Raw genomic sequence first — 26,962 nt, forward strand, 5'->3', positions numbered from 1 at the left:
ATGGCGCTGCGCTTCGGCCTCTTCGGCAGGAAGGACGGCGACGACGGGGCCAAGGCCGCGCTCGCCGCCCTGAAGGAGCGGGCCCGCATCGTGCTCTGCCTCTCCGACGAGGCGACCGTCGCCGTGAACGAGATCGTCTGCGCCGATCCCGCCTGCCCCGGCCTCGAGACCGTCGTCCTCGTCATGGAGCCCGGCCGCAGGACCCGGGCGCTCAAGATCGCCAAGGCAGCCGCCGAGGTGACCGACGAAGACCTTGGCGCCGCAGCCACAGCCCCGCAGGCCTGAGCCGATCGGCCATTTCCTCCCTGTCCCTTGCCATTCCCGCCCCTGCCGGGCAAAGCTGCGGCGCCGGCCGATGCCGGGCCAGCGGGTTGGGGAGCGGTCTTGCAATGATCATTGGCGGTTTGCGCGCGTCATGGCTGAGCCCGCTGGCCGGCATTCTCCTCTGCGCGAGCCTCGCCGCCTGCGCCGGCCCGCCCAAGGGCGTGCTGTTGCCGGTCGCCGAGCGGGCGCCGGGCACCGCGACCGTCGACATGATCGTCGCCACGACCCGCAGCCCGGGCGAGACCCCGGTCGATATGTTCACGGGCGAGCGTGGCCGCGAGCCGGCCTTCGCCAATATCACCGTCTCGATCCCGCCGGACAGCGCCCGCACCGCCGGCGAGGTGCAATGGCCGAGCCGCGTGCCTGGCAATCCCGCGACCGACTTCGTCACGCTACGGGCCGACAGGCTCGATCGCCAGGCGGCGCTCGACTGGTTCCACAAGGCGGTGGCGCGCACGCCCAAGCGCCGCGTGCTCGTGTTCATCCACGGCTTCAACAACCGCTTCGAGGACGCGGTCTTCCGCTTCGCCCAGATCGTCCACGATTCGGGCTCGCCCGTGGTGCCGGTGCTGTTCACCTGGCCGTCGCGCGCCAGCATTCTCGCCTACGGCTACGACCGCGAGAGCAGCACCTATTCCCGCGACGCGCTGGAAACCCTGCTGACCGCGCTCGCCCGTGATCCGGCGGTCGGCGAGATCTCGGTGCTCGCCCATTCCATGGGCAACTGGGTGACGCTGGAGGCGCTGCGCCAGATGGCCATCCGCAACGGCCGCGTGGCCCCGAAGATCCGCAACGTCATGCTGGCGGCCCCCGACGTGGACGTCGACGTCTTCCGCACCCAGCTCGCCGCCATCCGGGCGCCGCGCCCCAACGTCACCCTGTTCGTTTCGCAGGACGACCGGGCGCTCGCCGTCTCGCGCCGGATCTGGGGCAGCTCGGCCCGGCTCGGCGCCATCGACCCCGAGATGGAGCCCTACCACACCGACCTGCCACGCGACGGCATCACCGTCATCGACCTCACCAAGCTGCAGACGGGCGACCGGCTCAACCACGGCAAGTTCGCCGAGAGCCCGGAGGTCGTGCAGATCATCGGCCAGCGCCTCGTCGCCGGCCAGACGATGACGGACCAGCGCGTCGGGCTCGGCGACCGCATCATCCAGCTGACCGCGGGTGCGGCGAGCACGGTCGGCACCGCCGCCGGCCTCGTCATCAGCGCACCCGTCTCGGTCCTCGACGAGACCTCGCGCGGCAACTACGGCACGCACGTCGAGCGCCTCGGCGGCTCGCTCTCCGACACGGCCGAGGCGACCGGCACCCTCATCGTGCCGCAAAACTCCGGCCACAGGCGGGGCACCGCGGCCGAACTGCCGCCGCCCTGACCGTCGCCATCGTTCTCCCGGCCCCTTGCCCTGCCGCAGGCGCGGTGGTAGCCCGGGGCGAAAGAAGGACGCTGCGACATGACGATCCGCCTGCACATCGGTGACCTGCCGGCCGACGCCGACTTCGGCGACGCCGTGGCCGTCGACACCGAAACCCTCGGCCTCGTGCCCCAGCGCGACCGGCTGTGCCTCGTGCAGCTGTCGCGCGGCGACGGCACGGCGGACCTCGTCCAGATCCGCCCCGACGGGCCGCGGCCGGACAATCTCGCGCGCCTCCTCGCGGACGAGAAGGTCTTGAAGATCTTCCACTACGCCCGCTTCGACCTCGCCGTCATCGAGCATTATCTCGGCGTCATGCCCGGCCCGGTGTTCTGCACCAAGATCGCCTCGCGTCTCACCCGCACCTACACCGACCGCCACGGCCTCAAGGACGTGCTGCGGGAGCTCCTCAGCGTCGAGATCTCGAAGCAGCAGCAGTCGTCCGACTGGGGCGCCCCGACTTTGAGCGAGGCCCAGCTCGCCTATGCGGCCTCGGACGTGCTGCATCTCCACGCATTGAGGGACAAGCTCGAGGCGCTGCTCGCCCGCGAGGGTCGCACGGAGCTCGCGCGCCAGTGCTTCGCCTTCCTGCCGACGCGGGCGCGGCTCGATCTTGCGGGCTGGCCGGAAGTCGACATTTTCGCCCATTCGTGAGCCGGTTGGCACAAAGCTTTGACCTTGCGCCTCGGCATCACTACATGAGGCTTGCCTCGGCGTGCATTGCCGTGCATGCCGAGGTATCTTGCGTTTTGATATTGCCGTCGATCGCGCGCCTTATCGGGGCTGGAATGATCCGCCCAGCTGCGCGTTCGCCATGCGAGGGTGAGAACCTGTCCCATGTCCGTCGGGGTGTCGTCTAACAGGACCGGCCACCGCGTTGCGCGCGAGGGCGATGCCTATGGCGCGGCCCTGCGCCATTCGGGCCGGGTGCGCTTCCTGCGGCGCGCGATCCCGGTCGGCGCGCTTCTCGCCGTCCTTACCATCGTCGGCATCAGCCTGCTCGCGCCGCTCGGAGCGATCGGCGGCCTGTCGCTCGGCCCCGTCAGCCTGTCCGGCACCAAGATCACCATGAGCGCGCCCAAGCTGCGCGGCTTCCGCGAGGGCACCCAGCCCTACGAGCTCACCGCCTCGGCCGCCACCCAGGACACGCGCAAGCCCAACCTCATCGAGCTCGCCACCATCGACGGCCACGTCACGCTGAAGGATCAGGGACGCGCGCATCTGAGCGCCGACAGCGGCCTCTATGATTCCCAGAACGAGCAGCTCGAGCTCGACGGCAACGTGCGGGTGACGACGGAGCGCGGCTACGATGCACGCCTCAAGTCGGCCTCCGTCGACTTCAAGGCAGGCACCGTCACCTCGAAGCAGCCGGTCGAGGTCGCCATCACCGGCGCGACCATTACCGCCGACACGCTTGACGTCACCGACAACGGGCAGCACATCACCTTCGCCGGACGGGTGCAGGCGACGATCGAGGCCAAGGCTGCCCGCCAGCCCGAAGCAGCCAACCCGCCGACGACCGGCGGCGCCGAGACCGGATCCAACCGAGAAGACCGTCCATGACCATCAGGCTTCAGCCCTATGCCCTCCTTGCCCTTGCGCTGATGGCGGCCCCGGCCTTCGCCCAGCAGGAGAGCGCGTCGCCCTTCGGCGGCCTCGGCAACAGCAAGGACCCGATCAAGATCGACGCCGACCGGCTCGAGATCTTCGACAAGGAGCAGCGCGCCGTCTTCTCGGGCAACGTGGTCGCCGTGCAGGGCGACACGACCATGCGCTGCTCGCAGCTCGTCGTCCATTACGACCAGAGCGCCACCCAGGGCGGCGGTCAGACCGGCGGCAACCAGGCCGCCGCCGGCCAGCCGGCGGATGCGCAGGCCGGAGGCACCCCGGCGGAAAACAACATCAAGAAGCTCGAATGCGCCGGGCCCGTGACGGTGGTCTCGAAGGACCAGACCGCGACCGGCGACAACGCCACCTTCGACCGCCAGGCCAACCGCGTGTTCCTGACCGGCAAGGTGGCGCTCAGCCAGGGCCAGAACGTGCAGCAGTGCGACCACATCGTCTACGACCTCAACACCAGCATCGCGCGGTGCGAGTCGAAGCCGGGCGGGCGCGTGCAGGGCGTGTTCGTGCCGGGCGGCAACGAGCCGCAGAAGCCGGCGCGCCCCCGCTGAGGCCGCACCGCTCGTCGACCGAGGACGGACCACAGACGTGAAATTCTCCCTGAAGCGCCATGCCGGCGCCGCGCACCGCCCGGAAGGGCTGGAGACCGCCGAGCCGTTTGCCGGTGGCGTGCCCCCCTTCGGCGGCCCCCAGGCCCCCGACGATTTCGCCCCCCTCTATGCGGCCGGCTCGCACGAGGGCGAGGACGGTGCCTATGGCGGCCCCGGCATTCTCTCCGTGCGCGGCCTGCAGAAGAGCTATCGCGGGCGTACCGTGGTGCAGGATGCGGCGCTCAACGTGCGCAACGGCGAGGCCGTGGGCCTGCTCGGCCCCAACGGCGCCGGCAAGACCACGATCTTCTACATGATCACGGGCCTCGTCGCCTCCGACCGAGGCACCATCACCCTCGACGGGCACGACATCACCCACCTGCCCATGTACCGGCGCGCGCGCCTCGGCATCGGCTATCTGCCGCAGGAGGCCTCGATCTTCCGCGGCCTGTCCGTCGAGGACAACATCCGGGCGGTGCTGGAGGTCGTCATCCGGGACAAGCGCGAGCGTGAGCGCGAGCTCGACGCGCTGCTCGAGGAATTCAACATCACCCGGCTGCGCAAGTCGCCGTCGATCGCTTTGTCGGGCGGCGAGCGGCGGCGCTGCGAGATCGCGCGCGCCCTCGCCGGCCAGCCGTCCTTCATGCTGCTCGATGAGCCCTTCGCCGGCATCGACCCGATCGCGGTGGGCGACATCCAGAACCTCGTGCGGCACCTCACCAGCCGCGGCATCGGCGTGCTCATCACCGACCACAACGTGCGCGAGACGCTCGGCCTCATCGACCGGGCCTACATCATCCACTCCGGCCGCGTGCTGACGGAAGGCCGGCCGGACGAGATCGTCGCCAATGCGGACGTGCGCCGTCTTTACCTTGGCGAGGATTTTCACCTCTGAAGGCCGTGCCGGGCGCACCGTCCCTTTGACGCAGGGTGCGACACTCGCTAAAACCGTGATCCAAGCAAGAAGCGTGCCGAAGGCGCGCGGAGTTTGGGGACGGCGGCGGCAACATGGCTTTGATGCACCGACTGGAGCTGCGCCAGGGCCAGAGCCTGGTGATGACGCCGCAGCTGCTGCAGGCGATCAAGCTGCTTCAGTTCTCGCACAACGAGCTCGTCTCCTATGTGGAGGCGGAGCTCGAGCGCAACCCGTTGCTCGAACGGGCCGACGGCGCCGACGGCGAGCGCCCGGCCGAGATGGCGGAGCCCGCCGCCGAGCCGGCCGGCGTCGACGACGAGCGCCAGTGGTTCAAGGACGAGCTCGCCGTCTCGCGCGACACGATCGAGGCAGGCCTCGGCACGCGCCTCGACAACGTCTTCCAGGACGAAGGCGGGGCGAAGGCCCGCGAGGCCCGCGCGGCCGAGGACCAGCTGCCGGTCTCGTCCTCCCTCTGGAGCGGCAGCGGGCACGGCTCCTTCGACGACGACGAGGGACCGAGCCTCGAGGCGACGCTCGCCGCCGACCTGTCGCTGCACGACCACCTCGAGGCACAGTTGCTCGTCGCGACCAGCGACCCCGCGGAGCGGCTCATCGGCCGCCATCTCATCGATGCCGTCGACGAGACCGGCTATCTCGCCGAGGACACGGCGGCCATCGCCGCGCGGCTCGGCACCACGAACGAGCGCGTCGAGGAGGTGCTCGCCCTCGTCCAGACCTTCGAGCCCTCCGGCATCGCCGCGCGCAGCCTCGCCGAATGCCTCGCCATCCAGCTGAAGGAGCAGGACCGGTTCGATCCGGCGATGCAGGCGCTCGTCGCCCACCTGCCGCTGGTCGCCCGGCGCGATGTCGCCGCTCTCAAGCGGCTGTGCGGGGTGGACGACGAGGACCTCACAGACATGCTCGCCGAGCTGCGCCGGCTCGACCCGAAGCCCGGCCGCGCCTTCGGCGGCGGCGTGGCGCAGACGCTGGTGCCGGACGTCTTCGTGCGCGAGGCGGCCGACGGCAGCTGGCTGATCGAACTCAACGAGGCGGCGCTGCCGCGCGTGCTCGTCAACCAGACCTATCATGCCCGCGTCTCGCGCGACGCCCGCAGCGAGGCGGACAAGACCTTCATCGCCGATTGCCTGCAGACGGCCAACTGGCTGACCCGCAGCCTCGAGCAGCGGGCGCGCACCATCCTCAAGGTCACCAGCGAGATCGTGCGCCAGCAGGACGGTTTTTTCGCCCACGGCATCGAGCATCTGCGACCGCTGAACCTGAAGGCCGTGGCGGACGCCATCGGCATGCACGAATCGACGGTCTCGCGCGTGACGTCGAACAAGTCCATCGGCACGCGGCGTGGCGTCTTCGAGATGAAATATTTCTTCTCCGCCGCCATTTCCGGCACGCCCGGGGGCGAGGCGCATGCCGCCGAGGCGGTGCGCCACCGTATCAAACAAATGATCGACGCCGAGCCGGCGGACGACGTCCTCTCCGACGACGCCATCGTCCAGAAGCTTCAGGGCGCGGGGATCGACATCGCCCGCCGCACCGTGGCCAAATATCGGGAATCCCTGCGCATTCCCTCCTCCGTCGAGCGTCGCAGGCAGAAGCGCGCCCAAGGTCGCGGCACTCAATGAAAGCCGGCGTGGCGGCTGGCCGCGTTGACTTGGGCCGGCGCTCTTTCTACGACATACTGTGACAACCTGCCGAAAGGGGCCCCTCGAGGTGGCACCGTAAAAGGTCGCCAGAAAGGGAGAGAACAATGACGCTGCGGGTTTCGGGCAAGAACATCGACATCGGCGAGGCATTGCGCGGCCAGGTGGAGGAGCGCGTGGCCAGTGTCATCTCGAAATATTTCGAGGGCGGGCACGCGGGCCATGTGACGGTCGCCAAGGAGGGGACGGGTTTCAGGACCGAATGCGTGCTTCATCTCGCCTCGGGCATCACGCTCGAGGCCTCCGGCATGGCGCATGACGCCTATCTGAGCTTCGACCAGACCGCCGAGCGCATCGAGAAGCGGCTGCGGCGCTACAAGCGCCGCCTCAAGGACCGTCAGGCGGCCAATGGCGTGGCCAACGGCACCCCGCAGGACATGTCTGCCTATGTCCTCGAGGCCCCGGGCGATGAGGAGGACGAGAGCGGCCCTGACTTCCACCCGGTCATCGTGGCGGAATCGACCAAGCAGCTGCATGTGCTGTCCGTCAGCGACGCGGTGGTCGAGCTCGATCTGACCGGTGCGCCGGTCGTTGTGTTTCGACACGCTGGCAGTGGACGCCTGAACGTCGTATACCGGCGCCACGATGGGACCATCGGCTGGGTCGATCCCCCGGCTGACGGCACCGCTGACAAGGCCTGACGTGTGCCGGCGGGCCGGACCTGTTCCAGCCCGATGGCCGCGCACCTGTGTGTTGAGATATGGCTCTGACCGATTTGCTTTCGCCTGAGGCCGTCCTGCCGGCGCTCAAAGTCAATGGCAAGAAACAGGCCCTTCAGGAGCTGTCCGCACATGCGGCCGAGCTGACCGGGCTCGACGAGCGGGACATCTTCGAAACGCTGCTCCAGCGCGAGCGCCTCGGCTCCACCGGCATCGGCGACGGCATTGCCATTCCGCATGGCAAGCCGGCCAGGATCGACCGGCTGTTCGGCCTCTTCGCGCGGCTCGAACGGCCGATCGACTTCGAGGCCCTCGACGGCCAGCCGGTCGACCTCGTCTTCCTGCTGCTCGCGCCCGAATCGGCGGGTGCGGACCACCTCAAGGCGCTCGCGCGCGTCGCCCGCATCCTGCGCGAGCCGGACGTGCTGGAACGCATTCGCGCGACGCGCGACCCCGCGGCGCTCTTCGCCATCCTCACCCAGGCGCCGACCGTCGCCCACCAGCCGAGCGAATAGCTCTTTTCACGGCCGCCACAGCCGTCTGTCCCATTCCATCGCATAGCGCTCAGGCGCGCGGCCGATGGCAGCGAGCCCGTAGAGCACGGCATCCGGCGTCGTGACGAGCCGCACGGGAATGGCCTGCACGAAGGCCGCGACCGGCGGCTTGTCGGCAAAGGCGGCCACGAAGGCTTTGGAATCGATCAGCGGGGCGAGCCGGGGCAGGATGCCGCCGGCGAGATAGACGCCGCCCGCCGCGCCGAAGGTCAGCGCCATGTCGCCGGCAAAGCGCGCGACGAGCTGCAGGAAGAGCGCCACCGTTTCTCGGCACTCTCCGTCCTGGCCGGCGAGCGCCCGCTCCACGATCTGCGGCGCCTCGTCCGTCGATCCCTCGCCGCCCGCAACGGCGAGCCGCGCCCGGTGCAGCCGGACAAGGCCGGGTCCGGAGAGGATCGATTCGGCCGTGTGGCGTCCCTCCACCCGCTCGAGCGCCGCCCAGATCGCAGCCTCGGCCGCATCCATCGGCGCGAAATCCACATGCCCGCCTTCGCTCGGCAGCGGGATGAAGCGCCCGGCCGCCTCCGTCAGGCCGGCGACGCCGAGCCCGGTGCCAGGCCCGAGCACGACCCGCGTCGGCCCGTGCGCCGCGAGGCCGGCGGTCAGGTCGCGCAGGCCGTGCTCCGGCAGGGCAGGCAAGGCGAGCGCCTGCGCCTCGAAATCGTTCAGCAGCAGCCCCTGGTCGAGCGACAGGGCATCGGCGATCTCAGGCCCGTCGATGATCCAGGACGCGTTGGTCAGCTTGATGCGCCGGCCGTCGCAGGGGCCCGCGGCGCACAGGATGGCGGAGCGGGGAAAGAGGTCGCCCGCCCGTCCGAGGGCCGCCTCCGCCGCGGCGACGAGGCTGGCATAGGACCCGGTGTGCAGCTGCGCGAGGGGCCTGAGCGGCCCGCCGGGCTCCATCACCACCGCAAAGCGCGCATTGGTGCCGCCGATGTCGGCGACGAGAAGAGGATAGGCGAACATCGGTTTCCTGAGCGTTCCTTGTCCTGCCGATGGCCCCCCGTGCGACGGGGGGACGCATTCGCATCTTCCACGCCTTGGAATGATGCGAGAGAGCCATTAGAAGCACGCTCGGGCCGCAGGGTCCACGGCCGTGCCCCTCCCCTCGCCAGATGAGGAACCCCGATGTCCGCCGACGCCGCCTACACGCCGCTCTTCCCCCTCGCCGCCGACAGCACCCCCTACCGCAAGATCACGAGCGACGGCGTGCGGGTCGAGACCTTCGCCGGCCGCGAGATGATCGTCGTGGAGCCCGAGGCCCTGCGCCAGCTGGCCGAGGCCGCCTTCGGCGACATCAACCACCTGCTGCGCCCCGGCCATCTCGCGCAGTTGAAGACCATCCTCGACGACCCCGAGGCGACGGCGAACGACAAGTTCGTCGCCTACGACCTCCTCAAGAACGCGAACATCGCGGCGGGCGGCATCCTGCCCATGTGCCAGGACACGGGCACGGCCATCGTCATGGGCAAGAAGGGCCGGCGCATCTGGACGGACGGCGACGACGAGGCCGCCCTCGCCGGGGGCATCCGCGACGCCTATCTCAAGCGCAACCTGCGCTATTCCCAGCTCGCGCCGCTCTCCATGTTCGAGGAGAAGAACACGCGCAACAACCTGCCGGCGCAGATCGATCTCTATGCCGAGGGCGAGGATGCCTACAAGTTCCTCTTCGTCGCCAAGGGCGGCGGCTCGGCCAACAAGACCTTCCTCTACCAGGGCACGCCCTCGCTGCTGACGCGGGACAGGCTTCTCGCCTTCCTGAAGGAGAAGATCCTCACCCTCGGCACCGCCGCCTGCCCGCCCTATCATCTCGCCATCGTCATCGGCGGCACCAGCGCCGAGCTCAACCTGAAGACGGTGAAGCTCGCCTCCACGCGCTATCTCGACGACCTGCCGACCGAGGGCTCGGAAGCGGGCCACGCCTTCCGCGACCTCGAGATGGAGGCCGAGATCCACAGGATGACGCAGAAGCTCGGCGTCGGCGCCCAGTTCGGCGGCAAGTACTTCTGCCACGACGTGCGCGTCATCCGCCTGCCGCGCCACGGCGCCTCGCTCCCCATCGGCCTCGGCGTCTCCTGCTCGGCCGACCGGCAGGCCAAAGGCAAGATCACGCGCGACGGCGTCTTCCTCGAGCAGCTCGAGACGAACCCCGCACAGTACCTGCCGGAGGTCGACGCGGCCGCGCTCGGCGGCGAGGTGGTCAGGATCGACCTGACGCGACCGATGTCCGAGATCCTCGCCACGCTGTCGCGCCATCCCATCCGCACCCGCCTGTCGCTGACCGGGCCGATGATCGTGGCGCGCGACCTCGCCCACGCCAAGCTGCGCGAGCGGCTGGAGCGCGGCGAGCCGATGCCCGACTATTTCAGGAACCACCCCATCTACTACGCCGGCCCGGCCAAGACGCCGGAAGGCTACGCCTCCGGCTCCTTCGGCCCGACCACCGCCGGGCGCATGGACGCCTATGTCGACCAGTTCCAGGCCGCCGGCGGTTCCATGGTGATGCTCGCCAAGGGCAACCGCTCGGCGCAGGTACGTGAAGCCTGCCAGAAGCACGGCGGCTTCTATCTCGGCTCCATCGGTGGCCCCGCCGCCCGCCTGGCGCAGGACTGCATCAAGAAGGTCGAGGTCGTGGAATATCCCGAGCTGGGCATGGAAGCCATCTGGCGCATCGAGGTCGAGGATTTCCCCGCCTTCATCGTCGTCGACGACAAGGGCAACGACTTCTTCAAGGAGCTCAACCTCGGCTGAGCCGGCCGGCGGCATCGCCGTCCGGGAGACGCCGATTCCCGCGCCGGGTGGAGCGAGCTTCGGCCAAACCTCGCTCCACCGCTCTGCGCCCATCCAGCGGCTGCGCTCGTCAGGCTGTGCGGTTCTGCGCCGGATTCGCAACCAGGGCGACCGCATTGCGGATCCAGAAGCGATCCTTGTCCTTTTCCGCTTCCGTCAGTTGCGGATAAGGCAGCTTCTGCTCCTCCGGCGCCCATGCTCCATTGCGCGCGAGCCAGGCGTCATGGACCACCTCGGCCGCTCTTTCGACGAAGGCGCCGTCGAGCGCACCGCCCTGCCCGAACGCCTTGAGGACGCAATCGACGGCGACTTCCGCCGAGGCCTTGTTCTCAGCCTGCCAGTCGCTCGGCAGATCGCGATAGTCGGTGTTTGCGATGTCGATCGTGGTCCGGCCGGAGCGCGCCATCCACGCCTCGTCCTTCACCTCCTTGACGCGCGGTTCATAGCCGCCGTCGGCGCGGCGGCGCTCGGCGCGCCAGGCGTCATGCCCGAGGGCGGCAACCTGCGCCACCAAGGTCTCTCTCGCAAAAGGCTCCGCGCGCGACCCGCTCCGCTCCATCGAGGAGCGCCACTTGTCGGCATTCGGGAGCGCGTCGGAGCGGGGGACGCCGCACGACTGACCGGATCCGGGAATATCCATCATCAAAATCCAAACAATGATTGAAAATGCCGCAAAACGTATAGCTTCTATGTTGCTCGACAATTCCTGAATCACGCATTCATACTTGCCAGCTCATGGCAATGTACTGCGCGGAAATATGCTTTCCGCTTCAAAAGCACGCCATTCCGAAGCCAGGATCCGGATCACCCGCGCCGGCGCCAGATGCCCGGATAGTCGACGACGAGGCCCGCCTCGTCGACGGTGAGGTCCGCCGTGAACCCGGTCGCGACACCGTGGTAGCGGAAGCGCCGCGGCGGCTCGCCCCGGTCGAGCCGTGTGTAGACCTGGGCTTCCGGCGTCACCGCGAGGTCCGGCACGCGGATATAGGCGACGCGGATCTCCCGCGCCTCGTCGGGCGCGAGCCCGAGATTGCGGATGGGCAGCGTATTGGTGAAGGGCGAACCCATCAGGTCGATCTCCGTGCACGATCTGAGATCGAGCCGCTCGACGCCGTCGGCGTGCCAGTGCCCGTCCGGCTCGCGGCCGAGGTGGAGCTCCCGCCGCACCGGCCCCTGTTCCAGCTGCACCTCGGCATGGCGGAAGCGCCACGCGCGATCGCAGGTCACGAGGTAGTGCATGCGGAAGGTGCCGCTCTCCAGCGTGCCGGCCACGACGCCCTCGGCGAGGATCGCCTCCGGCTTCTCGATCAGGCGCAGATGCTCCTGCCCCGGCGCGTGAAGCCACTCCCAGTAGATGTCGCGCATGGTTCGCCTCCCCTCGCGCGGGGCCTCTCAATGTCCCCTTGGCGCGTCGTCGCCCCGGCGGCGGCGGTGGGGATATGAGACACCCACAAGGGCGCCTTCGACAATCCCCGTCGGGCGCCGGCAACGAAAAAGGGCGGCATGCCCGGCATGCCGCCCTGTGATCCGCTGCGGTCCGGTTCCGCTTACCGGCCCGTCTTCACCCGCGTCCACAGCCGGGTCAGCGTGCGCTGGGCGCGCTCGTCATAGGCCGTGTTGGTGAAGAGGCGCTTCATCGTCTCGTCATCGGGATAGATGCCGGGATCGTTGCGGATCTCCTCGTCGAGATGCTCCTTCGAGGCGATGTTGCCGTTGGCATAGGCGACGAAGTTGCTGTTCGCCGCGGCGACCTCCGGCTTCATCATGAAGTTGATGAAGGCGTGCGCCTCGTCCGGATGCGGCGCATCGGCCGGGATGGCCATCGAGTCGAACCACATCAGCGCTCCCTCCTTGGGGATGATGTAGGCGACGTCGACGTTGTTCTTGGCTTCCTCCGCACGGGCCTTGGCCTGCAGGATGTCGCCGGAATAGCCGACGGCCACGCAGATGTCGCCGTTGGCGAGCCCGTTGATGTATTCGGACGAATGGAACTTCTGGATGTTGCCGCGCACCTTGACGAGGAGATCGGCGGCCTTCTGGAAGTCCTTGGCGTCCTTGGAATCGGGATTGAGGCCGAGATAGCTCAGCACGCCCGGGAAGATGTCCTCCGGCGCATCGAGCATGTGGATGCCGCAGTCCTTGAGTTTGGCCGAGAGCTCGGGCTTCAGCACGATGTCCCACGTGTTGAGCGGGATGTCGCCGAGCCGCTCCTTGACCTTATCGACATTGATGCCGATGCCCGTCGTACCCCACATGTAGTTGACGGCATGCGCATTGCCGGGGTCGAAGACCTGGAGCCGCTCCGCCACCTCGGGCCAGGCGTTCTGCAGGTTGGGAATCTTCGCCTTGCCGAGCTTGGCGAAGATACCCGCATTGATCAGCCGCTGCAGGAAGGGCCCCGACGGCACGACGATGTCGTAGCCGGACTTGCCGGCGAGCAGCTTCGTCTCGACGATCTCGTTGTTGTCGTAGGTGTCGTAGACGACCTTGATGCCGGTCTCCTTGGTGAAGTCCTCGAGCATCTTCGGATCGACATAATCCGACCAGTTGTAGACGTGGACGGTCTTCTCCTGCGCGGCCGCCGGCACGGCGAGCGCAAGAAGCGGCGCGGCAACGAGTGAGGCAACGAGAGCGCGGACCATTTCCGGGCAGTCTCCCAAGGCGAGATGGAAAGCGGACGCTCACGGCGAGCGTCCCCGTGAAGGCTAAGCGGTTACGGGCATTTTCTCAACGGCCGAGACCGGCGAGACGCTCGAGCGCGCCGTCGAGCGTCGCGTCCTTCTTGGCGAAGCAGAAGCGCACCACGTTTCGCACCGGATTCTCGTGATAGAAGGCGCTGACCGGGATCGCGGCGACGCCCCTTTCGGCGACGAGCCGCTTGCAGAAGGCGACGTCGTCCTCCTCCCCGAGGGGGGCGATGTCGATGTTGACGAAATAGGTGCCCTCGCTCGGCAGCACGGCGAGCCCGAGGCTCCTCAGCCCCTCGGTGAAGCGGTCGCGGCTGCGCGCGAAATCGCGCCGCATCCCCTCGAAATAGGCGTCGTCCTTGGCAAGGCCGTAGGCGACCGCGCTTTGCAGGTTGGGCGGCGTCGTGAAGGTGAGGAACTGGTGCGCCTTGGCGAGCACCTTGAGGATATCGGGCGCCGCCGAGACGAAGCCGACCTTCCAGCCGGTCAGCGAGAAGATCTTGCCGGCGGAGCCGATCTTGACGCAGCGCTTGCGCATGCCGGGCAGGGTCATCAGCGGCAGGTGCCGGCGCCCGTCGAAGACGAGGTGCTCCCACACCTCGTCGCAGATGGCGATGGCATCGAAGTGCTCGCAGAAGCGGGCCAGCAGCTCGAGGTCCTCGCGGCCGTAGACGACGGCGGAGGGATTGAGCGGATTGTTGAAGAGGACGACCTTCGTGCGCTCCGAAAAGGCTGCGGCAAGCGCCTCCTCGCTCAGCCGCCAGTGGGGCGGCTTCAAGGTGACGAAGCGCGGCACGCCGCCGGCCCGGCGCACCAGCGGCAGATAGGCGTCGTACATCGGCTGGAAGAGGACGACCTCGTCGCCCGGCTCGATGAGGGCGAGGAGCGCGCCGGCGATCGCCTCGGTGGCGCCGGAGGTGATCATCACCTCGCTCTCGGCATCGAGGGCTAGGCCCTGATGATGCTGGTAGTGGTCGGCGACGGCCTGGCGCAGCTCCGGAAGGCCGAGCATCGGCGGATACTGGTTCCAGCCGTTCACCACGGCATCCGCCGCCCTGGCGCGCACGTCCGCCGGTCCCGGATCGTCCGGAAAGCCCTGGCCGAGATTGATGGCCCCGGTCTCGCGCGCCAGGCGCGACATCACCTCGAAGACCGTCGTCGGCAATCCGGCCAGCACTGAATTCATCGTTTTCCTCGTGACGGGCGGTGGCAGTAGGCAATCGGCAGTCGGTCGACAGCCGAGATATGCCACAGCTCGGCGCGGCACGTCATTGGCGAAGAACGGCGCGACGCCCGACTGCCCACTGCCCGCTGCCGACCGCCCTTCAATGATGTGCGCCAGCGCACATCCCGATCGTGCGATTTGTGGGGTGCCTAGTGACGAAAATTGACATTCATCAGCCATCATCTACCTTTGCTGCAGCCGGTCCGGGGGCGTGGCGCGTGGTCCGCTCTCGGTGCCCCCCGATCCACGGGTTCCGCCCCCGGGCCGGTCACCCCATGGAGCCCAGGACCGATGCACCACTTCTCGCCGCAGCCGGCCGGCGGCCGCCTCCCCCGCATGCCGGCGCTCGTCGCCGCCGCTCTCCTCTCCCTCGGCCTCGCGGCCTGCACGGACAGCGTGGCGGAGCAGGAGGCGAAGCCGGACCGGCCGGTGCTCGTCGCCAAGGTGCACTTCGAGGAGATCGTTCCCGAGCGGACCTTCGTCGCCAGCATCCGGCCGCGGGTCGAGAGCGATATCGGCTTCCGCGTGACCGGCAAGGTCGCCCGCCGGCTTGTCCAGGTCGGCGACACGGTGGCGAAGGGCACGCCGCTCGCCGAGCTCGACGAGACCGACCTGCGCCTGCAGGCGGAACAGGCGGAGGCCGAGCTCAACGCCGCCCGCACGGCCCTCTCCCAGGCCGAGGCCGAGGAGAACCGCAGCACCGAGCTGCGCCGCCGCGGCTGGGCCTCCGAAGCCGCCTTCGACCGCCAGAAGGCCGCCGCCGCCGAGGCCCGCTCGCGCCTCGCCCGCGCCGAGCGTTCCGTGGAGCTCACCCGCAACAATCTCTCCTATGCCACGCTGACCGCCGACACCGACGGCGTCGTGACCGCGACCCTCGTCGAGCCCGGCCAGGTGGTGGCCGCCGGCCAGACCGCCGTCCGCATCGCTGAGCTCGGCGAGAAGGAAGCCGTCGTCGCCGTGCCGGAGGCGCTGCTCTCGCGCGTGCGCCAGGGCGAGGCCTCCGTCGCGCTCTGGTCGGACCGCGACCGGCGCTATGCGGCGCGCCTGCGCGAGCTCTCGCCGGCGGCAGACCCGACGACGCGCACCTATCTCGCCCGCTTCGCCATGCCCGACGCCGGCGACGAGGTGGCGCTCGGCATGAGCGCGACGCTCGCCGTCAAGGGCGGCACCGGCGAGAAGGCGGCCCGCCTGCCGCTCTCGGCTCTGTTCAACCAGGGGTCCGGCCCGGCGCTCTGGGTGGTCGACCGCGCGACCGGCGCCGTCGGCCTGAAGCCGGTGACGGTCGTCCGCTACGACGCCCGCGAGGTGCTGGTAACGGACGGCGTCGCCGAGGGCGACGAGATCGTGGCGCTCGGCGTGCAGAAGCTCGACCCCGCGCAGAAGGTCCGCGTCGTCGAGGCCCTCGCCTACTGACCCGCCGCGCCGCCGAAGGCCACGACCTCAAGAGTTACTGCCGAGAGTCACCACCATGCAGCGCTTCAACCTTTCGCACTGGGCGGTGACGCATCAGGCGCTCGTGCTCTTCTTCATCCTCGCGCTCGCCGTCGGCGGCACGATCTCCTACCTGCGCCTCGGCCGGGCAGAGGACCCGTCCTTCACCATCAAGGTCGCCGTCGTCACCGCCATCTGGCCCGGTGCCACCGCCACCGAGATGCAGGCGCAGGTCGCCGACCGCATCGAGAAGAAGCTGCAGGAGCTGCCCTATTTCGACAAGGTGCAGACCTATACCAAGCCGTCCTTCACGGCGATGCAGGTGACGTTCCGGGACAACACGCCGGCGCGCGAGGTGCCGGAGCTGTTCTATCAGCTGCGCAAGAAGCTGACCGATCTCAGGAGCGAGCTGCCGGACAGCCTCATCGGCCCCAACGTCAACGACGAATACGGCGACGTCGATTCGGTGCTCTACATGATCACCGGTGCGGGCCTCGACTACGCCCAGATGAAGCGGGTGGCCGAGGCGATGCGCCAGCACCTGCTCAAGGTGCCGAACGTCACCAAGGTCAATCTTTACGGCGTGCAGGACGAGAAGATCTTCGTCGAGTTCAGCCACGCGCGCCTCGCGACCCTCGGCCTGTCGCCGCAGGTGTTGTTCGATTCGCTGCAGCGGCAGAACGCGGTGACGCCGGCCGGCACGGTCGAGACCGGCGCCCAGCGCATTCCGCTGCGCGTCACCGGCGCGCTCGACGGGGCGCAGGCCGTGGCCGAGACGCCTGTCGAGGCGAACGGCCGCACCTTCCGCCTTGGCGACATCGCCAATGTCACGCGCGGCTTCGAGGACCCGTCCGACTACCTGGTGCGCCAGCGCGGCGAGCCGGCCCTCGGCGTCGGCGTCGTCATGGCCAAGGGCGGCAACATCCTGAAGCTCGGGGAGGATCTCGACGAGGCGATGGCGCGTTTCACCGCGGCGTTGCCGCAGGGCGTCGACATCGAGCGCATCGCCGACCAGCCGCATGTCGTCGACGGCGCCGTCGGCGAGTTCGTCAAGGTCTTCGCCGAAGCCCTCGGCATCGTGCTGCTCGTCAGCTTCCTGTAGCTCGGCTGGCGCACGGGCATCGTCGTCGCCCTGTCGGTGCCGCTGGTGCTCGCCTTCGTCTTCATCGCGATGTACGCGATCGGGCTCGACCTGCACCGCATCACGCTCGGCGCCCTTATCATCGCGCTCGGCCTGCTCGTCGACGACGCCATCATCGCCATCGAGATGATGGTGGTGAAGATGGAGCAGGGCTGGGACCGGGTGAAGGCCGCCTCCTTCGCCTGGACCTCCACCGCCTTTCCCATGCTCACCGGCACCCTGGTGACGGCGGCCGGCTTCCTGCCCATCGGCTTCGCCAATTCCTCGGTCGGCGAATATGCGGGCGGCATCTTCTGGGTCGTCGCCATCGCGCTCGTCGCGTCCTGGTTCGTCGCCGTGATCTTCACGCCCTATCTCGGCATGAAGCTCCTGCCCGACTTCGCGGCCAAGATGGCGAAGAAGCACGGCCACGGCATCCACGACGACCCGAACGCCATCTACCACACACCGCTTTACGAGCGCTTCCGCGCCCTCGTGCGCTTCTGCGTGCGCTGGCGCGGGCTCACCATCATCGCGACGGTCCTCATCTTCGCAGGCTCCATCGTCGGCTTCGGCCGGGTGCAGCAGCAGTTCTTCCCGCTCTCCGAGCGGCCCGAGCTGTTCTTCCAGATGCGCCTGCCCGAGGGCACCGCCATCGGCGTCACCGAGGCGACGGCGAAGGAGGCTGAGCGCCTGCTCGCGGGCGACGACGACGTCGCGACCTACACGACCTATATCGGGCAGGGTTCGCCGCGCTTCTGGCTCGGCCTCAACCCGCAGCTGCCGAACGAGGCCTTCGCCGAGATCGTCATCGTGGCGAAGGGCGTCGAGGAGCGCGAGCGCATCAAGGCGCGCATCGAGAAGGCCCTTTCGGGAGGCGCCCTGTCGGAGGCGCGGGTGCGCGTCGACCGCTTCAACTTCGGCCCGCCGGTCGGCTTCCCCGTCCAGTTCCGCATCGTCGGCCCGGATCCCGACGCCGTGCGCCGCCTCGCCTACGAGGTGCGCGACGTCATGCGCGCCAATCCGAACGTCGTCGATCCGCACCTCGACTGGAACGAGAAGACGCCGTCGATCTCCCTCTCCGTCGACCAGGAGCGGGCCCGGGCGCTCGGCCTCAACGTCTCCGACATCGCCCAGTCGCTGCAGACACTCATCTCCGGCGCGCCGGTGACGGTGGTGCGAGACGGCACGGAACGCGTCCAGGTGCTGGCCCGCGCGGTCGCCGAGGAGCGCCTCGACCTCGCGCGCCTGCCCGACCTCACCATCACCACGCGCGGCGGCATCGCGGTGCCGCTCGCCCAGGTGGCGCGCATCGACTACGGCCACGAGGAGCCGATCCTGTGGCGGCGCAACCGCGACATGGCGATCACCGCCCGGGCCGACATCGTCGACGGCATGCAGGCGCCGGACGTGACCAACCAGATCTGGCCCGCCCTCAAGGACATCCGCGACAAGCTCGAGCCCGGCTACCGCCTCGAGATCGGCGGCGCCATCGAGGAATCGCAGAAGGGCAACGCCTCGATCTTCGCGCTCTTCCCGATCATGGTGATCGTCATGCTGACGATCCTCATGATCCAGCTGCAGAGCTTCTCGCGGCTGATCCTCGTCTTCCTCACCGCCCCGCTCGGCATCGTCGGCGCCTCGCTCGCCCTCAACGTCTTCGACAGGCCCTTCGGCTTCGTGGCGCTGCTCGGCCTCATCGCGCTCGCCGGCATGATCATGCGCAACACGGTGATCCTGGTGGATCAGATCGAGACCGACGTCGCCGGCGGCCTCGCGCGCCGCGAGGCCATCGTCGAAGCGACGGTGCGCCGGGCCCGGCCGGTGATCCTGACGGCGCTTGCCGCCATCCTCGCCATGATCCCGCTGTCCCGCTCCGCCTTCTGGGGGCCGATGGCCATCACCATCAAGGGCGGGCTGTTCGTCGCCACCTTCCTCACCCTGCTCTTCCTGCCCGCGCTCTACGCCCTGTGGTTCCGCAAGCATCTCGCCGAGCGCGGCGGGGCCGAGGAGGAAGAGGCGGCCGAGGAGGTGCAGGGCACGCTGCCGCTGCCGATCGCGGCAGAATAGGCGGTTTTCCCAAGATCCAGGAACGACGCTCGCTGCCCCCCTCCCCTTGCGGGGAGGGGACGCGGTAGCCGATCCACCAAGGCCCCTTACGGCATCGCCACCTGCCCGCCCGCCATCGACTGCGGCACGCCCGTCGTCGTCGGGAAGCTGATCGGCAGCCCCCGGAGGCGCCGCACGGCGAGGAAGGCGAAGCACTCCGCCTCCACCGCATCGCCGCGCCAGCCCGCATCCTCCGCCATCACAGCCGTGACGCCCGCCCGTTCGGCGATGGCCGAAACGAGGGCGGGGTTGCGGCGCCCGCCGCCGCACAGCACGAGCCTGTCCGGCCGGCGCGGCAGGAGGTCGAGCCCGCGCCCGACCGCCGCGGCGGTGAAGGCGGTCAGCGTCGCCGCCCCGTCGTCCAGCGTCAGGCCTTCCGCCATCGCGGCCGTGAAATCGTAGCGGTCGAGCGACTTCGGGTAGGGCGCGGCGAGATAGGGATGGTCGAGAAGCCGCGCGAGCCGCGTCTCGTCCACCCGGCCGCGCCGTGCGGCCGCGCCGTCGACATCCATCGCGCCGGCGCCGTGCTCTGTCATCCAGTCGTTGAGCGGGCCGTTGGCCGGACCGGTGTCGAAGGCGACGAGCTCATCCCCGCCGCCGCACCAGGTGACATTCGCCACGCCGCCGAGGTTGAGCACCGCCGCTTCCGGCCCGAGGCCCGCGCGCCGCAGCAGGGCGGCGTGATAGCTCGCCGCGAGCGGCGCCCCCTGCCCGCCGGCCCGCACGTCGGCGGTGCGGAAGTCGAAGACGACGGGCACGCCGACGATCCCCGCCATCAGGGCGCCATCCCCGAGCTGGCGCGTGTCCCCCGGCCGTCCCGGCTGCGGCGCCCGATGCAGCATGGTCTGGCCATGGAAGCCGACCGCCGCCACATCCGCCGCAGCGAGGCCATGCAGGCCCATGAAGGCCCTCACCGCCTCGGCCTGCGCGCGCGTCAGCGCCGCCTCCGCCTCGGCGAAGATCGCCGGCTCGGGCCCGGTGAAGTTCCACGCCCGCGCCGCCGCGACCGCCTGCGGCAGCAGGGCCTGCACCGCAGCGGGATAGGGCGACAGCGCATAGGGCCCGAGCGCATCGATCCGCTCGCCGTCTGTGCGCACCGCCGCGATGTCGATCTGCCCGTCGAGGGCGGTCCCCGTCATCAGGCCGATGGCCCAGACCGGCTTCGCATCCATCCCTGCCATCTCCATGCCGCTCGCGTCGTCGGGAGCGCCGGCCGAACCTTTGTCGCACGGCGCCCGTTCTGCCATGGTCCGAGATCAGCAAGACCCAGGGAGCCTCGATGACCCTCGACCAGATCCTGCTCTTTGCCCTGTTCGGCGCCATCCTGTCCATGCTGCTGTGGGGGCGCCTGCGCTACGATCTGGTGGCGGCGAGCGGACTGCTGGTGGCGGTGATGCTCGGCCTGGTGCCGCAGGAGAAGGCCTTTTCCGGCTTTGCCGATCCCGCGGTCGTCATCGTCGCGCTCGTGCTCATCGTCTCGCGCGCCTTCGAGAACTCCGGCGCGCTGACGCTCGTCACGCGGCGGCTCGTCAGCGACCACCGCCCCACGAGCCGGCATATCGCCATGACCGGCGGCATCGGGGCGGCGCTCTCGGCGATCATCAACAATGTCGCCGCGCTGGCCCTTCTGATGCCCATCGACGTCGAGGCGGCGCGCAAGGCAGGTCGCCCGCCCGGCGTCACGCTGATGCCGCTCGCCTTCGCCACCATCCTCGGCGGCATGGTGACGCTGATCGGCACGCCGCCGAACATCATCGCCTCCGGCATCCGCGAGCGCCTGCTCGGCAGTCCCTACGGCATGTTCGACTTCGCTCCCGTCGGCGGCGCGGTCGCCATCGCCGGCCTCGCCTTCGTGGCGCTCGTCGGCTGGCGCCTCGTGCCGCGCCGCGCCGACCAGGCCGCCGCGACGAAGCCGTCCTCCTTCGAGGCGGAGGTGAGCGTGCCGGAAGGTTCCGCCGCCATCGACCGCCATGCGGCGGACATCGACGAGGAAGCCCGCACCGCCGACGTCATCGTGCTCGGCCTCGTGCGCGAGGGGCGCAAGCTGCCGCGCACGCGCATGCCGGCCATTGCGGCCGGCGACAAGCTGCGCCTCAAGGGCTCGAGCGACGCCATCGCCGCCTTCATCAAGGCGCTCGACATGCAGCAGCCGGGCGAACAGGACGGGAGCGCCGAGGGGAAGGCCGACCAGCCCGCCGGAAGAACCGGACAGCGCAGCGGCAGGAAGGAAGACAGGAAATCCGAGGGCGAGGAGGAGGAGCAGCGCGACAAGGGACCGGAGGTGGTGGAGGCGGTGGTGCGGGCCGATTCGCTGCTCGTCGGCCGCTCGGCCGGCGCGATGCGCCTCAGGCCCCGCTTCGGCGTCACGCTGCTCGGCATCGCCCGCGCGGGCACCCTCACCCGCAGGGGTGTGCACGACAATTACATCGCAGCCGGGGACGTGCTTCTCCTGACCGGCCGCGGCACCGACAGCGCGACGCTCGACCTGCTCGGCGTCATCCCGCTCAGCCGCGCGAGCGTCGCCGGCACCTCGCCGGGCAGGGTGGCGATCACCATCGGCCTGTTCGCCGCCGCCATCGCGGCCGCCTCCCTCGGCGTCGTCTCCTTCACCATCGCCATCGCCATGGCGGTCGCTGCCTATGCGGCGCTCGGCATCGTGCCGGCGCGCGAGTTCTACCTGCAGATCGAATGGCCGATCGTCGTCATGCTGGCCTTCCTCCTGCCCATCGGCGCGGCCTTCGAGGAGGTGGGCGGCACCGCGCTCATCGCCGAAGGCATCGTCACCCTGACGAGCGACTATTCGCCCGTCGTCGCGCTCGTCGCCATCATGGTGGCGACCATGACGCTGTCGGACGTCCTCAACAACGTCGCCACCATGGTCATCACCGGGCCCGTCGCCATCGGGCTTGCGCGTGAGCTCGACGTCAATCCCGACACCTTCCTGATGGGTGTCGCTATCGCCGCCTCCTGCGCCTTCCTCACGCCCATCGGGCACAAGAACAACACGCTCATCATGGGCCCGGGCGGCTTCCGCTTCTCGGACTACTGGCGCATGGGCCTGCCGCTCGAGGTCGTGGTGCTCGCCGTCTCGGTGCCGATGCTGCTGATCGTCTGGCCGCTGTAGTAGGGGCTCACATCACCAGCGTCAGGCGCTCGGCGGCGCGGGTGATGCCGGTGTAGAGCCAGCGGCTGCGGTGCTCGCGGAAGGCGAAGGATTCGTCGAAGAGCACGATGTCGTCCCACTGCGAGCCCTGCGCCTTGTGCACGGTCAGCGCATAGCCGTAGGTGAACTCCTCGAACTCGCGCCGCATCTGCGGCGTCAGCTCCTCCTCCCGCCCGTCGAAGAACTCCTGCGGCACGGACACCTTGACGACGTTGCGCGCATCTTCCTCGGACTGCACGCGCATCGTCACCACCGCCTTCTTCGAGCGCGAGGTCGCGAATTCCTTGATCAGCCAGGTGCCGCCGTTGAGCAGGCCCTTCTGCTTGTTGTTGCGCAGGCAGACGAGCTTCTCGCCCGCCGCCGGCATGGCGTCGCGAAAGCCCATGAGGTTGCGGATGCGGTTGTTGTAGGCCCGGCGCGTGCGGTTGAGGCCGACGAGCACCTGGTCGGCGCGCATGACGGCCTCGGCATCGATGTCGCGCTTGCCGATGATGCGGCTCTCGCCATAGGTGCCGTGCGACAGCCCCTCGCCCTCGCGCACCGCCATCGACATGCGGATGATGGGGTTGTCACGCGCCTGCCGGTGCACCTCCGTCAGCATCACGTCGGGCTCCGCCTCGGTGAAGAAGCCCCCGCCCTTGACCGGCGGCAGCTGCGCCGGGTCGCCCAGCACCAGCACCGGCGTGCCGAAGGACAGGAGGTCCTTGCCCAGATCCTCGTCCACCATCGAGCACTCGTCGATGACGATGAGCGCCGCCTTGGCGGCCGGGCTGTCGCGGTTGAGGACGAAGGTCGGGCTTTCACCCTCGGTCTCGCGCGTGCGGTAGATGAGGCTGTGCAGGGTCGCCGCGCCGGGGCAGCCCTTGGCCCTCAGCACGGAGGCCGCCTTGCCCGTGAAGGCGCCGAAGATGACCCCGCCGTCTACCCCCTCGGCGAGGTGGCGCGCCAGCGTCGTCTTGCCCGTGCCGGCATAGCCGAACAGGCGGAACACCTGCGTGTCCTTGCGGCGCAGCCAGGCGGCGACGGCGGCGAGCGCCTCGTCCTGTTGCGGCGACCAAGCCATGGCGGCATCCTTCCTTCCGTTCACCCTCGCGCCCGCGGCGCCCTCGAGGCGCATCGCGGCCGCATTCCGGGCCATTCTGGTCATACTCAATCGAGGTGATTCGCAACCGGGATCGTCACCATGCACCCTGCCCGCCTGCCGTTCGTCATCCTCCTCGCCGTCCTTGCGCTGGCGCCCGCCTGGGTGATGCCCGTCCATGCGCAGGAAAACGCGCGCCAGGAGGCGGCTCGGCGTGCGGCCGCGTTGAAATCCCTGCCCGAGGATGCCGCCAAGCGCTTCTTCGGCACGCAGACGAGCGCCGCCCCCCTTGCCGCCCGCGCCATCGGCTTCTATTCGCGCGGCTGCCTCGCCGGCGCCAGCGCCCTGCCGGTCGACGGCGAGACATGGCAGGTGATGCGCACTTCGCGCAACCGCAACTGGGGGCACCCGGCCCTCATCGCCTTCCTCGAGCGCCTCTCGGCGCGCGTGCCGGAGATCAACGGCTGGCCGGGCCTGCTCGTCGGCGACATCTCGCAACCGCGCGGCGGCCCGATGCTGACCGGCCACGCCTCCCACCAGGTCGGCCTCGATGCCGACGTGTGGCTGACGCCGATGCCGTCGCGGCGCCTGTCGCTCGCCGAGCGCGACGAGATCTCCGCCACCAATGTCGTCGCCGGCGACTGGAACGACGTCGACCCCACGGCCTGGACGAAGGCGCACACCGCGCTCATCCGCGCCGTCGCGAAGGAGCCGGCGGTGGAGCGCGTCTTCGTCAACCCCGCCATCAAGAAGGCCCTGTGCCGCGAGGCCGGGCGGGACAGGGCATGGCTCGCGACGGTGCGGCCGACATACGGCCACAACTACCATTTCCACATCCGCCTTGCCTGCCCGCCTGGCGAGGCGGATTGTCGCCCGCAGGCGCCGCCGCCGAAGGACGACGGCTGCGGCAAGGAGCTCGCCTGGTGGTTCTCCGACGAGGCACGCCATCCGAAGCCCACGCGCCCCGCCCCGCCCCTGACCCTGGACGACCTGCCGGCAGCCTGCCGATCGGTCCTCGTGGCGCAATAGGAACGGTGCTCAGAACACCTTGAAGGCGATGGCGAGCTCGCGCAGCGCCAGCAGCGAGATGACGAGCCCGACCGCGATCATCAACGGCTCCGGCCGGATGCGCTTGACGAGGTAGCCGGCGAGCGGCGCCGCCAGCACGCCGCCGACGATGAGGCCGGCGACGTTCCACAGGTGCGTGGCGCCGAGCTGGCCGAAGAACGTCGCCGAGATGGCCGCCGTGACGAAGAACTCCGACGCGTTGACCGAGCCGATGACCTTGCGCGGCGCATGGCCGGAGCCGATCAGCGTCGAGGTGACCATCGGCCCCCAGCCGCCTCCGCCGATGGCGTCGAGGAAGCCGCCGACGAGGCCGAGCGGCGCGGCGCCCGCCGGCGAAATGTCGGTCCTACGCGCCGAGCGTGCGACGCGCAGGAGGATGAGCCCGCCCATGACGAGGAGATAGGCCGCGACGAAGGGACGGATGGCGCTGCCCTCGACATTGGACAGGACGAAGGCGCCGAGGCTGCCCCCCGCCGCGCCGGCGAGCGCGAGGCGCACGAGCAGGCGCCTGTCGATGTTGCCGTGCGCCAGGTGGGACACGCCGGACACGGCCGTCGTCGCCAGCTCCGCCGTATGCACGGCCGCGCTCGCATGGGCCGGCGGCACGCCCAGCGCCAGCAGGGCCGATGTCGAGATGAGGCCGAAGGCCATGCCGAGCGCCCCGTCGACCAGCTGCGCGCAGAAGCCGACGAGCGCGAGAAGAAGAAAATCGGAGACCATGAATGCCCCGCAGTCGCCCCGGCGTGGCCTTCATCCGCCGCGCCCGCAGCACCATACCGCGGACGCTTATGAACTCAATTATTTTGTTAATTTACGATTTTCACATTTAACATCGTATTATACACCTGCCACCAGGCCGGTCGGGCACGATACGCCCGTGCAGCGACGCCGCAACGGCCGTCGGACTGCTCGAAACAGGCACCCCATCATGTAGGAAGGGGCAACCACCATCACGAGGCCGGGGACGCTCAAGCTTTCGTGACGCGCCTCAGCGGTCGGTGGCAAAGCCGATGGGCTCGGGCTTGCGCCGGCCGATCCACATGGCGAGGACGCCGATGACGAGCGCCACGACCCAGGTCGGCGTCGTGAAGAGGGTGAGCAGCACCGGATCCCAGAGGAAGGGATGAATATGCCGCGCCACCGCCGGTTCGATGAGCGGGAAGCTGTGCGGCAACAGGGCAAAGAGCGTCGCCCCGAGTGGGGTGAAATCGAAATGCCCGTTGGCGATGCCGCGCGTGCTGTCGATGACGAAGGACACGAAGCCGGCGACGATCACCAGAAAACCGACAACCCGCAGGACGAACCGCATCTTGCACCCGTGAACGCTTCGACAAGACGGCCGCGGCACCACACCGCCAGCCGGAATGGGCGGAACGGCCCCGAGACGGCAGTGACAGCCGATGCCGCCGCGCCTGCTCCGACCGCCCGTTTCCGTTCCATCTATCACCGGGCGCGGCATTCCATGCAATCAAATCGACGGCATCGGTGAATTGCCGCCGGAACGCCTTGCGCTCGCCGCCCGACGGGCTATATAACGCGCCCCATCCGAACGCGCCCCATGTCGGCTAACCGACCAACGGGCGCGCATCCGGACCCGGAGAGGTGGCCGAGTGGTTGAAGGCGCACGCCTGGAACGCGTGTATACGGGCAACCGTATCGAGGGTTCGAATCCCTCTCTCTCCGCCATTACCGCTGATTGCAGCACACCGCTAGGTGGTATGGCGAACCGTCAATTCGACGCTGTTGCCCGATGCTCGACTGTAGCGCGCAAAATCGCGTGCGACTCTGCGCAACATCACATGCGAGCGCGCGCCGCGCCCTCAAGACGGCCCTCGGATGATCACCTCGCGCACGGATTTGGCCGCGCCATTCCCGCCTGCCGTGTAGGTCAATTCGGCCGTCTCGATCCGTGCCCATGAGAATAGTTCCCGGACGTCGGGCACGTCGTTCAGCGTGAGGATGAAGCGGCCTTGAAGGCCCCTCAAAACGGCTGCCATCTCGGAGAACTCGTCGCGCCCGAACAGCTCCCGGCCGTAGTAGTGCTCGGTGCCCCAGTACGGCGGGTCGAGATAGAACAACGTGCCCGGACGGTCCCAGCGCTCGATAAACTGCCGCCACGGCAGGCACTCGATCCAGACACCAGCGAGGCGTTCATGTGCCGCCTCCAAGAGTGGCCCCAGCTTGCGCACGTCGAAACGGCCCGGCGCCTGGGTGTCGATGCCGAACACCCGACCGGCCACCTTGCCGCCAAACGAGAGGCGCTCCAGATAGAGGAAGCGAGCCGCACGTTGCCTTTGATCGGGCGCTCAGAGGCTCTCCATAGCTCAGACTGTCGGACGACAACAGTTTCCTCACCCATGCCGACATTGCTAAGGAGGTATTAAGGAGCTCCCTAGCACGTTAATGATGTAGACATAGTTCTCTGCTTCTTCGTTCTCGGCCCCCATCCTACTTCGCGCTGCGCGCTTCGCCGGGTTGGGCAAAGC

Annotated in this window: 22 protein-coding genes, 1 tRNA gene and 2 pseudogenes; 15 read left to right on the plus strand and 10 right to left on the minus strand. The window is 69.1% G+C overall.

The window, feature by feature from the left end:
- The 9 genes from GGR16_RS23380 (at position 1) to ptsN (ending at position 7,763) form a co-directional block, all read left to right on the plus strand.
- Positions 1–285, plus strand: coding sequence for a hypothetical protein (locus GGR16_RS23380; protein WP_183318512.1), 285 nt, complete (start codon positions 1–3; stop codon positions 283–285).
- A 104-nt stretch (positions 286–389) separates the two neighbouring features.
- Entirely contained in the window at positions 390–1,703 is a 1,314-nt protein-coding gene (locus tag GGR16_RS23385) for an alpha/beta hydrolase (protein ID WP_183318514.1), read from the plus strand.
- 78 nt (positions 1,704–1,781) lie between these two features.
- Entirely contained in the window at positions 1,782–2,396 is a 615-nt protein-coding gene (locus GGR16_RS23390) for a ribonuclease D (protein ID WP_183318516.1), read from the plus strand.
- Positions 2,397–2,579: 183 nt separating this feature from the next.
- On the plus strand, positions 2,580–3,305 hold the full coding sequence (lptC, locus tag GGR16_RS23395) for an LPS export ABC transporter periplasmic protein LptC (RefSeq protein ID WP_183318517.1): 726 nt from the start codon (positions 2,580–2,582) through the stop codon (positions 3,303–3,305).
- The gene (locus GGR16_RS23400) at positions 3,302–3,916 is read left to right on the plus strand and encodes an LptA/OstA family protein (RefSeq protein WP_183318519.1); all 615 of its coding nucleotides are present in this window, start codon (positions 3,302–3,304) and stop codon (positions 3,914–3,916) included. Before lptC ends, GGR16_RS23400 begins: the two co-directional genes overlap by 4 nt.
- 37 nt (positions 3,917–3,953) lie before the next feature.
- Complete coding sequence (gene lptB / locus GGR16_RS23405; protein ID WP_019404258.1) at positions 3,954–4,850, plus strand: LPS export ABC transporter ATP-binding protein; 897 nt, start codon at positions 3,954–3,956, stop codon at positions 4,848–4,850.
- Positions 4,851–4,963: 113 nt separating this feature from the next.
- Positions 4,964–6,511: an RNA polymerase factor sigma-54 gene (gene rpoN / locus GGR16_RS23410; RefSeq protein WP_019404257.1), complete on the plus strand. Its 1,548-nt coding sequence runs from the start codon at positions 4,964–4,966 to the stop codon at positions 6,509–6,511.
- 125 nt (positions 6,512–6,636) lie between these two features.
- A complete protein-coding gene (gene hpf / locus GGR16_RS23415; RefSeq protein ID WP_019404256.1) occupies positions 6,637–7,230 on the plus strand; it encodes a ribosome hibernation-promoting factor, HPF/YfiA family in 594 nt (197 codons plus the stop codon).
- A gap of 59 nt (positions 7,231–7,289) precedes the next feature.
- Positions 7,290–7,763 (plus strand): PTS IIA-like nitrogen regulatory protein PtsN, encoded by a 474-nt coding sequence (gene ptsN, locus GGR16_RS23420; protein ID WP_019404255.1) that lies wholly within the window; start codon positions 7,290–7,292, stop codon positions 7,761–7,763.
- A gap of 6 nt (positions 7,764–7,769) precedes the next feature.
- On the opposite strand, the gene GGR16_RS23425 is transcribed toward ptsN, so the two are convergent.
- Positions 7,770–8,768, minus strand: coding sequence for a glucokinase (locus tag GGR16_RS23425; RefSeq protein ID WP_019404254.1), 999 nt, complete (start codon positions 8,766–8,768; stop codon positions 7,770–7,772).
- A 162-nt stretch (positions 8,769–8,930) separates the two neighbouring features.
- Between GGR16_RS23425 and GGR16_RS23430 the strand changes: the two genes are divergently transcribed.
- Positions 8,931–10,553, plus strand: coding sequence for a fumarate hydratase (locus GGR16_RS23430; protein WP_019404253.1), 1,623 nt, complete (start codon positions 8,931–8,933; stop codon positions 10,551–10,553).
- A gap of 109 nt (positions 10,554–10,662) precedes the next feature.
- Here GGR16_RS23430 and GGR16_RS23435 read toward each other — a convergent pair whose 3' ends face one another.
- The 4 genes from GGR16_RS23435 to GGR16_RS23450 form a co-directional block, all read right to left on the minus strand.
- Positions 10,663–11,235, minus strand: a complete 573-nt coding sequence (locus tag GGR16_RS23435; RefSeq protein WP_183318521.1) for a hypothetical protein — start codon at positions 11,233–11,235, stop codon at positions 10,663–10,665.
- Between the two features lie 161 nt (positions 11,236–11,396).
- On the minus strand, positions 11,397–11,957 hold the full coding sequence (locus GGR16_RS23440) for a putative glycolipid-binding domain-containing protein (protein ID WP_019404251.1): 561 nt from the start codon (positions 11,955–11,957) through the stop codon (positions 11,397–11,399).
- A 182-nt stretch (positions 11,958–12,139) separates the two neighbouring features.
- Positions 12,140–13,234 carry a polyamine ABC transporter substrate-binding protein gene (locus tag GGR16_RS23445; protein WP_183318523.1) on the minus strand — a complete coding sequence of 365 codons (1,095 nt, stop codon included), beginning with the start codon at positions 13,232–13,234 and terminating at the stop codon, positions 12,140–12,142.
- An 85-nt stretch (positions 13,235–13,319) separates the two neighbouring features.
- A complete protein-coding gene (locus GGR16_RS23450; protein WP_183318525.1) occupies positions 13,320–14,465 on the minus strand; it encodes an aminotransferase in 1,146 nt (381 codons plus the stop codon).
- A 330-nt stretch (positions 14,466–14,795) separates the two neighbouring features.
- On the opposite strand from GGR16_RS23450, the gene GGR16_RS23455 reads away from it, so the two are divergent.
- Together GGR16_RS23455 and GGR16_RS23460 are read left to right on the plus strand one after the other, a co-directional pair.
- Entirely contained in the window at positions 14,796–15,917 is a 1,122-nt protein-coding gene (locus GGR16_RS23455; protein WP_019404248.1) for an efflux RND transporter periplasmic adaptor subunit, read from the plus strand.
- Positions 15,918–15,972: 55 nt separating this feature from the next.
- A pseudogene (locus tag GGR16_RS23460) lies at positions 15,973–19,125 on the plus strand (efflux RND transporter permease subunit).
- An 86-nt stretch (positions 19,126–19,211) separates the two neighbouring features.
- Here GGR16_RS23460 and GGR16_RS23465 read toward each other — a convergent pair.
- Positions 19,212–20,336, minus strand: a complete 1,125-nt coding sequence (locus GGR16_RS23465; protein WP_183318527.1) for an anhydro-N-acetylmuramic acid kinase — start codon at positions 20,334–20,336, stop codon at positions 19,212–19,214.
- Positions 20,337–20,443: 107 nt separating this feature from the next.
- Here GGR16_RS23465 and GGR16_RS23470 point away from each other — a divergent pair, with 107 nt between their 5' ends.
- Complete coding sequence (locus tag GGR16_RS23470) at positions 20,444–22,288, plus strand: SLC13 family permease (protein WP_019404245.1); 1,845 nt, start codon at positions 20,444–20,446, stop codon at positions 22,286–22,288.
- 7 nt (positions 22,289–22,295) lie between these two features.
- Here GGR16_RS23470 and GGR16_RS23475 read toward each other — a convergent pair whose 3' ends face one another.
- Positions 22,296–23,390 carry an ATP-dependent DNA helicase gene (locus tag GGR16_RS23475; RefSeq protein WP_026015490.1) on the minus strand — a complete coding sequence of 365 codons (1,095 nt, stop codon included), beginning with the start codon at positions 23,388–23,390 and terminating at the stop codon, positions 22,296–22,298.
- 120 nt (positions 23,391–23,510) lie between these two features.
- On the opposite strand from GGR16_RS23475, the gene mepA reads away from it, so the two are divergent.
- A complete protein-coding gene (gene mepA, locus GGR16_RS23480; RefSeq protein ID WP_019404243.1) occupies positions 23,511–24,437 on the plus strand; it encodes a penicillin-insensitive murein endopeptidase in 927 nt (308 codons plus the stop codon).
- A 9-nt stretch (positions 24,438–24,446) separates the two neighbouring features.
- Here mepA and GGR16_RS23485 read toward each other — a convergent pair whose 3' ends face one another.
- Together GGR16_RS23485 and GGR16_RS23490 are read right to left on the minus strand one after the other, a co-directional pair.
- Positions 24,447–25,196 (minus strand): sulfite exporter TauE/SafE family protein, encoded by a 750-nt coding sequence (locus GGR16_RS23485; protein WP_183318530.1) that lies wholly within the window; start codon positions 25,194–25,196, stop codon positions 24,447–24,449.
- 268 nt (positions 25,197–25,464) lie between these two features.
- Positions 25,465–25,785, minus strand: coding sequence for a hypothetical protein (locus GGR16_RS23490; protein ID WP_019404241.1), 321 nt, complete (start codon positions 25,783–25,785; stop codon positions 25,465–25,467).
- Between the two features lie 287 nt (positions 25,786–26,072).
- On the opposite strand from GGR16_RS23490, the gene GGR16_RS23495 reads away from it, so the two are divergent.
- Positions 26,073–26,162, plus strand: a tRNA-Ser gene (locus tag GGR16_RS23495).
- Positions 26,163–26,296: 134 nt separating this feature from the next.
- Here the strand turns inward: GGR16_RS23495 and GGR16_RS23500 are convergent.
- Positions 26,297–26,758 (minus strand): annotated as a pseudogene (locus GGR16_RS23500) (DNA adenine methylase); the annotation flags it as partial.
- Positions 26,759–26,962 lie beyond the last annotated feature (204 nt).

The sequence above is a fragment of the Chelatococcus caeni genome (assembly GCF_014196925.1).
Lineage (GTDB): Bacteria > Pseudomonadota > Alphaproteobacteria > Rhizobiales > Beijerinckiaceae > Chelatococcus_A > Chelatococcus_A caeni.

Excerpts from the sequence above, each read along its gene's own strand:
- lptC (WP_183318517.1), top strand. The coding sequence starts at position 2,580 with ATGTCCGTCGGGGTGTCGTCTAACAGGACCGGCCACCGCGTTGCGCGC.
- GGR16_RS23465 (WP_183318527.1), bottom strand. The coding sequence starts at position 20,336 with ATGGATGCGAAGCCGGTCTGGGCCATCGGCCTGATGACGGGGACCGCC.
- GGR16_RS23425 (WP_019404254.1), bottom strand. The coding sequence starts at position 8,768 with ATGTTCGCCTATCCTCTTCTCGTCGCCGACATCGGCGGCACCAATGCG.
- ptsN (WP_019404255.1), top strand. The coding sequence starts at position 7,290 with ATGGCTCTGACCGATTTGCTTTCGCCTGAGGCCGTCCTGCCGGCGCTC.
- GGR16_RS23440 (WP_019404251.1), bottom strand. The coding sequence starts at position 11,957 with ATGCGCGACATCTACTGGGAGTGGCTTCACGCGCCGGGGCAGGAGCAT.
- GGR16_RS23445 (WP_183318523.1), bottom strand. The coding sequence starts at position 13,234 with ATGGTCCGCGCTCTCGTTGCCTCACTCGTTGCCGCGCCGCTTCTTGCG.
- rpoN (WP_019404257.1), top strand. The coding sequence starts at position 4,964 with ATGGCTTTGATGCACCGACTGGAGCTGCGCCAGGGCCAGAGCCTGGTG.
- GGR16_RS23485 (WP_183318530.1), bottom strand. The coding sequence starts at position 25,196 with ATGGTCTCCGATTTTCTTCTTCTCGCGCTCGTCGGCTTCTGCGCGCAG.
- GGR16_RS23380 (WP_183318512.1), top strand. The coding sequence starts at position 1 with ATGGCGCTGCGCTTCGGCCTCTTCGGCAGGAAGGACGGCGACGACGGG.
- GGR16_RS23390 (WP_183318516.1), top strand. The coding sequence starts at position 1,782 with ATGACGATCCGCCTGCACATCGGTGACCTGCCGGCCGACGCCGACTTC.
- GGR16_RS23475 (WP_026015490.1), bottom strand. The coding sequence starts at position 23,390 with ATGGCTTGGTCGCCGCAACAGGACGAGGCGCTCGCCGCCGTCGCCGCC.
- GGR16_RS23435 (WP_183318521.1), bottom strand. The coding sequence starts at position 11,235 with ATGATGGATATTCCCGGATCCGGTCAGTCGTGCGGCGTCCCCCGCTCC.
- GGR16_RS23490 (WP_019404241.1), bottom strand. The coding sequence starts at position 25,785 with ATGCGGTTCGTCCTGCGGGTTGTCGGTTTTCTGGTGATCGTCGCCGGC.
- GGR16_RS23400 (WP_183318519.1), top strand. The coding sequence starts at position 3,302 with ATGACCATCAGGCTTCAGCCCTATGCCCTCCTTGCCCTTGCGCTGATG.
- GGR16_RS23385 (WP_183318514.1), top strand. The coding sequence starts at position 390 with ATGATCATTGGCGGTTTGCGCGCGTCATGGCTGAGCCCGCTGGCCGGC.
- GGR16_RS23455 (WP_019404248.1), top strand. The coding sequence starts at position 14,796 with ATGCACCACTTCTCGCCGCAGCCGGCCGGCGGCCGCCTCCCCCGCATG.
- GGR16_RS23430 (WP_019404253.1), top strand. The coding sequence starts at position 8,931 with ATGTCCGCCGACGCCGCCTACACGCCGCTCTTCCCCCTCGCCGCCGAC.
- GGR16_RS23470 (WP_019404245.1), top strand. The coding sequence starts at position 20,444 with ATGACCCTCGACCAGATCCTGCTCTTTGCCCTGTTCGGCGCCATCCTG.
- mepA (WP_019404243.1), top strand. The coding sequence starts at position 23,511 with ATGCACCCTGCCCGCCTGCCGTTCGTCATCCTCCTCGCCGTCCTTGCG.
- hpf (WP_019404256.1), top strand. The coding sequence starts at position 6,637 with ATGACGCTGCGGGTTTCGGGCAAGAACATCGACATCGGCGAGGCATTG.
- GGR16_RS23450 (WP_183318525.1), bottom strand. The coding sequence starts at position 14,465 with ATGAATTCAGTGCTGGCCGGATTGCCGACGACGGTCTTCGAGGTGATG.